This is a genomic window from Natronospira elongata (assembly GCF_034931365.1).
Lineage (GTDB): Bacteria > Pseudomonadota > Gammaproteobacteria > Natronospirales > Natronospiraceae > Natronospira > Natronospira elongata.
In genome coordinates this window covers 99771-111982 of the sequence record NZ_JAYGII010000005.1, presented here as the reverse complement: position 1 = coordinate 111982, position 12212 = coordinate 99771, and the positions used below count along the sequence as shown (strand labels likewise).

Annotated in this window: 7 protein-coding genes; 6 read left to right on the top strand and 1 reads right to left on the bottom strand. The window is 60.8% G+C overall.

Translation table 11 applies throughout. The features are described from left to right. The first annotated feature begins 16 nt into the window (after nt 1-16). The 6 genes from VCB98_RS04140 (at nt 17) to VCB98_RS04115 (ending at nt 11237) form a co-directional block, all read left to right on the top strand. The gene (locus VCB98_RS04140; RefSeq protein WP_346050632.1) at nt 17-832 is read left to right on the top strand and encodes a hypothetical protein; all 816 of its coding nucleotides are present in this window, start codon (nt 17-19) and stop codon (nt 830-832) included. A 15-nt stretch (nt 833-847) separates the two neighbouring features. Then, a complete protein-coding gene (locus VCB98_RS04135; protein WP_346050631.1) occupies nt 848-1537 on the top strand; it encodes a DUF4919 domain-containing protein in 690 nt (229 codons plus the stop codon). Between the two features lie 162 nt (nt 1538-1699). After that, entirely contained in the window at nt 1700-4831 is a 3132-nt protein-coding gene (locus VCB98_RS04130) for a ligand-binding sensor domain-containing diguanylate cyclase (RefSeq protein ID WP_346050630.1), read from the top strand. Between the two features lie 9 nt (nt 4832-4840). Next, the gene (locus tag VCB98_RS04125) at nt 4841-5095 is read left to right on the top strand and encodes a Smr/MutS family protein (RefSeq protein WP_346050629.1); all 255 of its coding nucleotides are present in this window, start codon (nt 4841-4843) and stop codon (nt 5093-5095) included. A gap of 138 nt (nt 5096-5233) precedes the next feature. Then, nucleotides 5234-9709, top strand: coding sequence for a glutamate synthase large subunit (gene gltB / locus VCB98_RS04120; RefSeq protein ID WP_346050628.1), 4476 nt, complete (start codon nt 5234-5236; stop codon nt 9707-9709). Nucleotides 9710-9779: 70 nt separating this feature from the next. Continuing rightward, on the top strand, nt 9780-11237 hold the full coding sequence (locus VCB98_RS04115; RefSeq protein WP_346050627.1) for a glutamate synthase subunit beta: 1458 nt from the start codon (nt 9780-9782) through the stop codon (nt 11235-11237). 27 nt (nt 11238-11264) lie between these two features. Here VCB98_RS04115 and VCB98_RS04110 read toward each other — a convergent pair whose 3' ends face one another. Further along, the gene (locus VCB98_RS04110) at nt 11265-12188 is read right to left on the bottom strand and encodes a hypothetical protein (RefSeq protein WP_346050626.1); all 924 of its coding nucleotides are present in this window, start codon (nt 12186-12188) and stop codon (nt 11265-11267) included. Nucleotides 12189-12212: the final 24 nt, after the last annotated feature.

The following is a 12212-nucleotide window of genomic DNA, read 5'->3' as shown; positions in this document are numbered from 1 at the left end:
TGGAGTAGAGAACGACGTGAAACGCCAAACACCCACCAGCCAGCCCGGGGCCTCCGATCGGCCCCTTCCTGGACCGCGACTGTTCCTGTTGGGCAGCCTGACGATTCTGCTCGGCCTGCTGGCAAATGACGCCCTTCATGCAGAGGAGCCTCGCCAGGCACGCTGGGTGCTTGAGTTGGGAACCGCTGATTTCCATGCGGTACTCCCCGAGGATGGCGACTGCCCGGATCTGACCGATGGTGAACCCCTCCTGCGTTGCCATCGGCCCCTGAGTTTCAATGGTGATCGGGGTGGCAGCTGGGCCATTGGCGTGGATGTACCACTGATTGCCACTCCCGGTCAGGGCAGTTGGCACCTGGGCGTTCGCCTGGGTCGGCACGGCCCGGCCAATCTCGACGGCGAAATGCCCGACGCCGTCGGCGGCAGGTTGCAGGGACGCCTTGGCAGTGACTACGCACTTCTCCAGCTGCAGAGGGAATTTCCTCGCATCGCCGGCGGTCTTGGTTTTAATATGAATGCTGGCGTCGGCGTTGCCCGCGTGGCTGTACGCGACCTGCAACGTCTTCGAGCAGACCAGCGTTGGCAGGCTGAAGGTGGTGATCGTAGTGGTTATCTATTACGGCTCGGCCTTGGCGTGGACTGGCGCTTCGAAAGTGGTAACACCGTGGGGCTGCTCTGGCAGCATGACGCCCTGGATGGTTACGCAAGCGATTCTGGCGAGGGTCGCTTTTTCGACGGCGAGGACTGGCAGCCACAGTCCTTTGCCGCCGTGCGTGGTGGTTTGGCCCGCCAATCCTTGTCCCTCAAGCTCACCGTCCCTTTTCGCTACTGAATGAGATCCCAATGTATGGCCCGCATGCTGAAAATGCTTCTGCTCCTGCTCACTGGTCTCGCTCTCGTTGCTTGCGCCACGGTGGAGCCGGCGCCCGATGAAGAGGCCGAGCCGGCGACGATGGATGATAGCTGGCACCCCGACCCCATGGCGGAAGCGCGCTATGTCGAGCTGGTGGAGCTGGCACAGCACAGCGCTCGGGATGTGGATTACGCGGAACTCCGTGATGTCTATGTTCGCACCCCCTATTACCAGCCCTATGCCGGCGCCGAGCAGCAGTTCTCCCAGGCCATGTTCGAGGCCCTCGACGATGGCCGCCATCAGCGTGCCCTTGCATTGGCCAGTCGCATTCTCCAGGAGAATTACGTTTCCCTCGATGCCCATTACGTTGCTCGTCAGGTCTATGCAGCCCGCGGTGACCAGCGTCGGCATCAACGCCACGACTACATTCTGCGGGCACTGTTTGCGGCCATCCGCGACAGTGGCAGTGGTGAAAGCCGCCGTGCGGCCTTTCAGGTCATCAGCAGCCGCGAGATTCAAAGCTTTGTCGCCCTCTATGGCTTGAACCTGATCGACAGTGAATTGGAGGCCGACGAGATCGGTACGCATGATCGCGTGACGGCCCGGGACCCTGATTCCAATGAGGAATTCGAGCTCTGGTTCGACATCTCAACCCAATGGCGGCGGGGCTTTGATGGATTCTAGGCCGGTCTCTCGGCATTACTGCTTCGACAGTGGCGCCATAAAGGCTATGCTTGGGTCATGGAGCCGGGCTCGAGCAGCCCCGCAATAAGAGATTGTTGCCAGGCAGGGACGCCCGCGATTCCTTGATCGGAAGCGGGCGTTTTTTTATCCCGGGAGGTCCGCTTGAGAGCCATCGCCATCAGCCTGACGCTACTCTTGCTGCCCTGTCTGGCCCTTGGGTCAGAGCCGGACCCCCGTGCCGAGAAGCGATTCCAGGACTTCGTGCGTGACAGCTGGTCCCTGGAAGCCGGCCTGCCCCAGATTACCGTCAGCGCCATTAGCCAAGGTCCCGAAGGTTATATCTGGGTCGGGACCCAGCAGGGATTGGCCCGCTTCGATGGCGTCCGCTTTCGCACCTGGACGCCCGATCAGGAGCCGGCGCTGCATGGCAGTTTCATCAATGACTTGCATCTGGACAGTCGTGGCCGGCTGTGGATCGGCACTTACAAGGGACTTACGCTGTATCAGGATAGATCCTTTGCTCCGATCACCGGTCCCCTGGCAGCTGACGGTCGACCGCGGGAAATCACCATCCAGGCCATTAGCGAAGCACCCGATGGCCGTATTCTTGTGGGCGCCGACGAAGGTCTTTTCGTGGTTGACGGTGACGGGCTGGAATTGGCGGGCCCGGCTAGTCGACAACCCATTTCCGCCCTGACTCGTCTTGATGACCGCGTCTATATTGGCGGGCTGGGAACCTGGCGCGTGCTTGACGAGGAAGGTTTCGGTAACCGTCATGATTTGCCGGAAGGGATGAGTGCCGCCCGAGTGACTGGCTTTGCCCACCATGCCGGTGGTCTCTGGCTCGGTACCAGTGCGGGACTGCTCCGCCACGACCAGGACGGGACTGTCCATTTTGCCCCCGAAGGCTGGGATCCGGGCGAGCCGGTGGACGCCATTCGCGAGGATTCCCATGACAATCTCTGGGTCGGCACCAACCGGGCCCTGCTACGTCTGCGGGCCGGAAATTTATATGAGCGGATTGACCCGGATCACCCCAACGCCCATCGTCAAATCCAGAGTATTTACCAGGACCACGAAGGCAGTTTATGGCTAGGCAGCTTTCGTGACGGACTGGCTCGCTACTGGCCGGGCTGGGCAGAACGTTTCAATGAACCCCAGGGTCTGCACGAACCCCTGATCTGGAGCATTGCCGACGCCGGTGATGGCGACGTCTGGGTAGGCACCAATGATGGCCTCAGTCTCCTTCGTAACGGCCAATACCAGTTGATCCTGCCGGGCCAGGATCTGCCCCACCCCCATGCCTACACCCTGACCATGGCCGAAGAGGGCCTGTGGATCGGCACCCGCCGTGGCTTGGTGTTAATGGACCCTGAAACCCGGCAAACCCATCGCCCCGATGCCCTTGCGCCACTGGACGCCCACCAGATCAACGGTATTGTCCCGGCCGGGCGACATGGCCGCTATTTCATCGCCACATCCGGCGGACTCTGGCTGTGGGGGGATGATGAGCAACTCCGGCGTATCTCCGAGCGCATCGGCAGTACCATGGTCCGTCAGCTTAAGGTCGAGGAAAACGGCACCCTGCTGGTCGCCACCCAACAGGGCGTCTATGCCGGCTTCCCCGATAACCTGGTCCGACTGGATCACCGCCATGGCCTTGATCCGCAAACCGATTATTCCGCCATCCTTCGACTGGATCGCGACACGGTGGTATTCGCCTCCATCGATAGTGGCTTGTATGTCGGTCGAGACGGTGAGTGGCACCATCTGAATACCGCCGACGGCTTGCCCACCAATGCGGCCTATTTTCTTAGTCATGACGATCAAGGCCATCTTTGGGTGGCCGGTTTTCACGGCCTTTACCGTGCACCGGTGGACGAAATCATTGCCGCCGCCCAAGGGCGAGGTCCGGAGCGCATCGGCGCGGAAATGATCTTGAGCGAAAGCGGCCACCACATCGGCAGCCAGCAAGCCTACTGCTGCAATGGGGCGGGTCACGCCAAGGGCATGTTGCGCGAAGACGGGCTTTGGCTCCCCACACGCGGCGGCGCGGTACGAATACGCCCCGAGGCCATTCACCGCAACCCGGTCCCCCCGCCAATCCGCCTCGAACGGGTACGCTACGGCGACCAGTGGCATGTGCATACCGCGGATGAAACACTGTCCTTGCCCATAGGTCGGCGGGATCTGAATTTCGAATTCACTGCCCTCAGTTTTCAGGACCCACGCAGTGTTCGGATCAATTACCGCCTGCAGGGATACGATGATGATTGGCGGGCCCTGGAAAGCAGCCTCCAGCGCAGCGCGGCCTATACCAACCTGCCGCCCGGCGACTACCAATTCCAGGTCCGAGCCGCGAATAATGCCGGTGTATGGGCCGAGGATTACGCCACACTGGATTTCCATGTTCCCCCCCGCTTTCATGAGACCCTCTGGTTCCAGGCCTTGCCCCTGGTGGCGCTGTTGCTGCTGTTCCTGGCCGGCTATCGCTGGCGGGTTCGCCGCCTGCGCCGCCAGCAACTGCAGCTCCAGCGGGAGGTGGAACAGCGGACCGAGGAATTGCGAGTCACCAATAATCGCCTGGTGGAGGCCAATCGTGCCCTGCGGGACGCCAGCCAGACCGACCCGCTGACCGGCTTGCGCAATCGCCGTTACCTCTATGGCCAGATGACCCGCGACCTTGCCCATTTCGAGCGTCTCCGTGACCGCTTGCCGGAAGGCGACCTCGTCCTTGTCTTTGCCTTGGTGGATGTGGATCACTTCAAACAGGTTAATGACGAGCATGGCCACCGTGCCGGAGACCTGGTCCTGAAACAGTTGGGTGAGCGATTGTCTGCTCTAGTCCGGACCGGGGATTACGTGGTTCGCTGGGGTGGCGAGGAATTCCTGGTGGTGTTCCGTGAAATGGCCCGAACCCACACCGAAAGGATTATTGATCGCCTGCAGCGCAATCTGGTTGAACAGCCCTATCGAATCGATGAGGACAAGAGCAGTCAGGTGAGCGTTTCCATTGGCTATGCCGAGTTTCCCCTGCGTTCGGAGAGCGACTCGGCAAGTCTCAGTTGGGAAGCCATCGTCGATCTGGCTGACTATGCTCTCTATGCCTGCAAGAATCACGGTCGCAACGGCTGGGCCGTGGTCCGGCCGGGCAGCGAAAAGGATCCCATTGAGTTTCTGCGCACGGTGCGCAATGATCTGGAGGCGGCTGTCGAGGATGGTCGTGCCAGCCTGTCCGCCAGTTGGCTGAAGCCACTCAGGCCGGTGCAGGATGACGGCAAGTTCAAGCGTTAAGTCAGAACCATGGCGAAGCTGAAACTCGACCTACATGACATTTTTAACAAGGGTGATCGTATTGAGGCCGCCCTCAATGACATCATCGATGAGGCCGAGCGCAAGCGCATCAAGACGGTGGAAATCATTCCCGGCAAGGGCAGCGGTCAGCTGAAGAAACGCGTCCTCAAGTTCCTGGAGCGCCCGGAGATCAAGCAGCGTTATCACCGAATTGACAAGGATAGCCGCAATTTCGGTCGTCTCTTCGTCTATTTCAAGTTCTGATTCCCATATGGCAAACGGGACTTGTCTTGTTCCCCGTTTGAACCGACACTGTTTCTCATCGTCAAACGACTGTTTGACCCCTGCCGCCACGGCGGGGGTGAGCCCCATGTTCGAGCGCTAGACCAGGGAGAAGCGCCTGTGACCGATACCCCCGCTGATCTGCGAAACAGCCTTTATCGCCGCCATTTCGAGCGCGATAGCTGTGGTTTTGGCCTGGTTGCCGATATGCAGGGCCGGGCATCCAGCTCTCTGGTTCAAGTCGCCGTTCGGGCCCTGGAGCGCCTGACCCATCGTGGCGCGGTCGCCGCTGACCGCAAGACCGGCGATGGCTGCGGATTGTTGTTGCGACGACCAGAGGCCTTTCTCCGCGCCCTTGCCGCTGAGCAGGGTCTGGATCTCGAAGATGGATTTGCCGTCGGCTGCGTGTTTCTGGACCCCCAGGCAGCCGATGCCGGTCGCGCGGCATTGCAGACTGCCCTTGAGGCTCATGGCCTGAGCGCCGCGGGCTGGCGCAAGGTGCCCAGCAATCCCGAGGCCCTTGGCAAGGAAGCGGCTCGCAGTCAGCCGCAGATCGAGCAGGTATTCGTGGATCGGCCGGCGGCGCTCAGTGATCGCCGTTTTCGACTCGCCCTGACCTTCGCCCGTCGTCGCGCCGAAGGAATGATGGCGGACAATCCGTATTTCTACATCCCCAGCCTCTCTCCGGATACCCTTAGCTACAAGGGTCTGGTGATGCCGGCGAATCTCCCGCTGCTCTATCCCGACCTCACCCATCCGGAACTGGCGACTGCCTCGGTGGTCTTCCACCAGCGCTTTTCCACCAACACCCTGCCACAGTGGCGGTTGGCGCAGCCCTTCCGCTACCTCGCTCACAATGGCGAGATCAACACCATCGCGGGCAATCGCGCCTGGGCCAAGGCGCGGGAGCGAATCTGGATACCCCGGGGCGAAGACGGCAAGCCACTCGAGGGCTGGGAAGACATGACCCCCTTCGTGAAAATGGATGGCTCGGATTCCGAAAGCCTGGATAACCTGCTTGAAGTGCTGATTGCCGGCGGCATGGATCTTCCACTCGCCATGCGGGTCCTGATTCCGCCCGCCTGGCAAAACGACGAGACCCGGCCTGCTGACGTTCGCGCCTTCTTCGAGATGGTGGGCATGCATCTGGAGGCCTGGGATGGCCCCGCCGGAGTGGTTCTTTCCGACGGCCGCTACGCGGCCTGCGCCCTGGATCGAAATGGCCTGCGGCCGGCGCGATATTGCCGCACCGACAAGGACATCATCATGCTGGCCTCCGAGGCCGGTGTGATGGACGCCGCGCCCGGCGAGATCGTGGAAAAGGGGCGCCTGGGCCCCGGCCAGATGATCGCCGTCGACACGGCCAAAGGCAGACTGATCTACCCGGACGAGCTGGATCGGGAAATCGCCGCACGCTGGCCGGCTCGACAATGGTTGAAGGACGGTACCACCTGGATCGGCTCCATCCTGGTTGACGAGACGTTGAGCATCGAGCCTCTGGAGGCCGAGGCCCTGGCCCGGGCGGAGAAGCTGTTTGGGCTCAGTTTCGAGGAAAGAGACCACATCCTGCGCCCATTGGCCTTGAATGAGGCAGAAGCCGTCGGGTCCATGGGTGACGATACCCCTCTGCCCATGCTTTCCCGTCGGCAGCGTTCCCTGTACGACGGCTTCCGCCAGCAATTCGCCCAGGTGACCAATCCCCCCATTGATCCCCTGCGGGAACGCCTGGTCATGTCCCTGGAGACTCGTCTGGGGCCGGAACTCAATCCCTTCGAGCCGGGCCCGCGATTGGGTGAAAGGGTGTTGATGGGTTCGCCGGTGCTCTCAACCCGGAAATTTGAACTGATTCGGGCCCTGGATCCGGAGCGCTGGCCTCGTCACGAAATCAACCTCAATGTGGAGCGGGGGCTGGGCCAGAAGGCCGCGGTGGCCCGGCTCACCGAAGAGGCCGAGGCCGCCGTACGGGACGGCGCCCGCATCCTCATTCTCAGTGACCGGGCCATCGCCCGCGATCAGCTACCCGTCCATGCCCTGCTGGCCACCGGGGCGATCAACCGCCGGCTGGTGGAAACGGGTCTCAGGGCCTCGGTCAATCTCGTTGTGGAGACCGCCACGGCGCGGGATCCCCACCATTTTGCCTGCCTGATCGGCTATGGCGCCACCGCCGTGCATCCCTGGCTCGCCTATGAAGTGATCGCCGACATGGTCCGGTCCGGTGAACTCGATCCCCAGAGACGACGGGAGCCGGGCCGAGCCTTTCGCCGCGGCATCCGCAAGGGTCTTTTCAAGATCCTCTCCAAGATGGGTATTTCCACCATCGCCAGTTACCGGGGCGCGGCCCTGTTTGAAATCGTCGGTCTCAATGACGAGGTGGTGGATTGCTGTTTCGCCGGCACCACCAGCCGCATTGGCGGTGTCGGCTTCGCCGATCTCGACCGGGACCAGCGCCAGCTCGCCGACCGGGCCTGGGATAGCCGCGCCCTGCGTGACCAGGGCGGGCTACTGAAATGGATTCATGATGGTGAATACCATGCCTGGAACCCGGCGGTGGTCCACGCCCTGCAGCGAGCGGTAAGGAGCGGCGAATGGTCTGACTGGGAGGCCTTCCAGCAACTGGTCAACGACAGACCGCCCATGGTCCTCCGCGACATGATGCAGCCCAGACAGGCCAGCGAGCCCGTCCCGCTGGAGGAAGTGGAGCCGATTGAAAAGATTCTGCCCCGCTTTGACACGGCCGCCATGTCATTGGGCGCCCTTTCGCCCGAGGCCCATGAAGCATTGGCCATTGCCATGAACCGGATCGGCGGTCGTTCCAACTCCGGGGAAGGGGGCGAGGATGCCGCCCGCTTCCGTGATGAACGCATCTCCAAGATCAAGCAGGTTGCTTCCGGGCGCTTTGGTGTCACCGCCGAATACCTGGTCAATGCCGAGGTGCTGCAAATCAAGATGGCCCAGGGCGCCAAGCCCGGTGAAGGGGGGCAGTTGCCCGGGCATAAGGTCAATCAATTGATCGCCCGCCTGCGCTACGCGCGCCCCGGTGTTGCCCTGATCTCGCCACCCCCCCATCACGATATCTATTCCATCGAGGACCTGGCCCAGCTGATCTTTGATTTAAAGCAGGTCAATCCGGAGGCACTGGTCTCGGTCAAGCTGGTGGCGGCACCCGGGGTGGGTACCATCGCCGCCGGTGTCGCCAAGGCCTATGCCGACCTGATTACCATCGCCGGCTACGATGGGGGTACCGGCGCCAGTCCTCTGACCTCGGTGAAGTACTGCGGTGGCCCCTGGGAAATGGGCATTGCAGAGGTCCAGCAGACCCTGCGGGGCAACGATCTGCGCGGGCGTATCCGCTTGCAGGCCGATGGCGGTTTCAAGACCGGTCTGGACGTGATCAAGGCCGCCTGTCTCGGTGCCGAAAGCTACGGCTTCGGCACTGCTCCCATGATTGCCCTTGGATGTACCTATCTGCGGGTCTGTCACCTCAACAACTGCACCACCGGGGTGGCCACTCAGGACCAGCGACTGCGTGACGCCTTCCGCGGGACGCCGGAGCGAGTGGTCAATTATTTCTGCTTCATTGCCGAGGAAGTCAGGCGGTGGATGGCGGCCATGGGTGTCCGTAGCCTGGACCAGCTTATCGGCCATCCGGAATATCTTGAAAAGATAGCGCCCCAATCCGAGCGCCAACAGGGACTCGATTTGAGTGCCATACTCTCCGACGGTGGCCTGCCGACGACTCGTCCGCGCCGTTGTGAGCAGGAACGTAATCCGCCCTGGGATCGGGGGGAGCTGGCCGAGGAAATGCTCGACGATACCCGTCCGTCCATTGAGGCCAATGCCGGTGGCGAATTCCACTACCGCATCGAGAACTATCACCGTTCCATTGGCGGCCGTCTGGCTGGCGAGATTGCCCGTCACCACGGCAACCAGGGTATGGCCGAGCACCCCCTCAATATCAAGCTGAGCGGCACGGCCGGTCAGAGCTTTGGCGTCTGGAACACCGGTGGTCTTCACCTCACCTTGTCCGGAGAGGCCAACGACTATGTCGGCAAGGGAATGACCGGCGGCCGGATCGTCATTCATCCGCCCGAGGGCAGTGTCATTACGGCCCGGGATTCCGCCATCATCGGCAACACCTGCCTCTATGGGGCCACCGGTGGTGACTTATTCGCCGCCGGCCAGGCGGGTGAGCGTTTTGCCGTGCGCAATTCCGGGGCAACCGCCGTTGTCGAGGGTTGTGGTGACCATGGCTGTGAGTACATGACCGGCGGCGTGGTGGTGGTACTTGGTGAGACAGGACTCAACTTCGGTGCCGGCATGACCGGTGGCTTTGCCTATGTCCTCGATGAACACAGGTACTTCGTTGATCGTTACAACCACGAGCTCATCGATATCCACCGTATTTCACTGGAATACCTGGAGCAGCATGTTCATTACCTTCGCGAGCTGATAGAGCGTCATGTGGAATACACGGGCAGCGAATGGGGCCAGGAAATCCTGGATGATTTCCGCGCCTGGATCGGCCGGTTCTGGCTGGTCAAGCCCAAGGCCGAGGATATTGAATCCCTGCTGGATACCTTGAGCAGCGCCGCGTAAATGAACACCTTGGAAATGAAGCGCTATCGCTACCAACCGGGCATGTCGCCAATCGTCGGGAGCAGAGACAATGGCTAGAAAGGACCCCCTGCATTTCCTGAACGTCCCCAGACAGATGCCGAGAACCACGCCGGCATCCCTGCGGATCCAGGAATTCAAGGAAATTACCGGCCAGTACGATCGAGATCAGGCCTCCGAGCAGGCTGCCCGCTGTATCGACTGCGGCAATCCCTATTGTGAGTGGGAATGTCCGGTGCACAACTATATCCCCCATTGGCTGCGCCTGGTCGAAGACGGCCGCCTGTTCGAGGCCGCCGAACTGTCGCACAAGACCAATTCCCTGCCGGAAATGTGTGGTCGGATCTGCCCCCAGGACAGACTTTGCGAAGGGGCCTGTACCCTCAATGATGGTTATGGGGCGGTTACCATCGGTTCGGTGGAGAAGTACATTACCGATGAGGCCTTCAAACAAGGCTGGCGTCCCACCGTGGATGCTGAGCCCAGTGGTAAACAGGTTGCCGTCATCGGCGCAGGCCCGGCCGGACTGGCCTGTGCCGATGTCCTGATTCGTCATGGTGTCCAGCCGGTGGTTTTCGACCGCTATGCGGAAATTGGTGGTCTGCTGACCTTTGGCATCCCTCCCTTCAAGCTGGAAAAGGATGTGGTGCGTACCCGTCGCGCCGTCATGGAGGAAATGGGCGTTCAGTTCGTGCTCAACACCGAAATCGGCAGTGATGTGAGCATGGAGAAATTGCTTGCCGATTATGATGCCGTGTTCATGGGCATGGGTACCTATCAGGCCGTCACCGGTGGCTTTCCGGGGGAGAGTCTGCCCAATGTGCATCCGGCACTGGATTATCTGATCGGCAATATCCGTCAGGTGGAAGGCTGGGCACAACAGGGGCCGGGCTACATCGATCTCAAGGACAAGCGTGTAGTGGTCCTCGGTGCCGGTGACACCGCCATGGACTGCAACCGCACCGCTATTCGTCAGGGCGCTGCCTCGGTCACTTGTGTCCACCGCCGGGGTGAGGGCCAATTGCGTGGCTCCCGCAAGGAATACAAGAACGCTCGCGAAGAGGGTGTGAAGTTTCTCTTCAATCGACAGCCGGTCGCCATTGTCGAGGCGGATGGCAAGGCTGTCGGGGTTCGTTTCATGCGTACACGACTGACCACGGATGGAGATGGTCAGACCCGCATTGAGCAGGTCGAAGACAGTGAGGAGGTCATCGACGCGGATGCCGTGGTCGTGGCCTTCGGTTTCAGGCCACAGCCGGCTGAATGGTTCAAGGCAAACCGCATCACCGTGCACGAGGATGGCCGTGTGCTCGCGGCACCTCGGGGTCCTTTCTACATGCAGACATCCAATCCGCAGATCTTTGCCGGCGGCGACATGGTTCGGGGCGCTGACCTGGTGGTCACTGCAGTCTATGAGGGGCGTCAGGCCGCCATGGGCATCATTGAATATCTCGGCCTGGGTCGGATCGAGTTGCCGGGTCAACAGCTCGACTATCAAACGGCCGTCTAGAGAAGCATCTGATTACACGACGGTTTTTCAATGGGAAACGGCCTGGCAGGGTTCTCGGCCCTGGTCCAGATTGGCAATGATCTCCAGCAGGTCCTGCCTGAATCGTTCCGCCTCCGGGGGTGGAATCGGCCTGAAGAGTCGAATGCCCTTCTCTGCCCGTTCCCTTTCAATCCGGTTCAACATCCCTTCCGCAATGGCCTTGGCTTCCGCGAAACCCTCGGAATCAAGCTGTCGCCCCATGTGCCCTGGATCAGGATCCTCCATCTCCCGAAGATTCATGGCCACCAGCGGTGCCATGGGACCGTCCAGTTTCACATAGAGTCGCTGATAAGCCACCAGCTGGATCAGGTTCCGCTTTGAACGCTCCGAGGGCGACAAATCGGAATCCGAAGTCAGATGATGCCAGGGCATTTGTAGTACGACACTGGTGTAGCCATTTACCACGGCCTGCCAGAGCCGCTCTTCAGCCGCTTCCCATTTGCCTTTCTCCAACAGGCGCTCGCCGAGTACCAGTTGTGCCTTGGCATCATTGGCATTATCTGACAGCGACGCCAGATCTGTATCCGAATAGGTCGCATAGTCGCCAAAACGCTCTTGTCCCAGTGGCCCGGTGGGATTGATCTCGCCGTAATAGCCATAACCTTCCAACCACTGGCTCAGTGCCCGTTCTTCCATCGGACTGAGATTGGCAATCCAGAGCTCCGACTCATCGAAACAGTCTTGCTCAAGATCATTAGCCTCCATCACGTCCTTCTCTTCCCTGTCCAATGGGACCGACCCGTCTCCATGGGTTTGTTCAATGGCCGACGTTTCTTCAGCCAGTGTTCCATTTTCATCGGCAACTTCCGCTGTTTCATACTTCGGTTCTGACTCGCCGACAGCCACAGGCCACTGCCAGGCCAGACCGGCAAGGAGGAGAATCAACATTGAGCCAATCAATATCCTCTTCATTTACATTCCCTGGGGAAACCAAGC

Bases quoted from the DNA above. Each gene is read 5' to 3' on its own strand.
- VCB98_RS04115 (WP_346050627.1), top strand. From the start codon at position 9,780: ATGGCTAGAAAGGACCCCCTGCATTTCCTGAACGTCCCCAGACAGATG.
- VCB98_RS04135 (WP_346050631.1), top strand. From the start codon at position 848: ATGGCCCGCATGCTGAAAATGCTTCTGCTCCTGCTCACTGGTCTCGCT.
- VCB98_RS04110 (WP_346050626.1), bottom strand. From the start codon at position 12,188: ATGAAGAGGATATTGATTGGCTCAATGTTGATTCTCCTCCTTGCCGGT.
- VCB98_RS04125 (WP_346050629.1), top strand. From the start codon at position 4,841: ATGGCGAAGCTGAAACTCGACCTACATGACATTTTTAACAAGGGTGAT.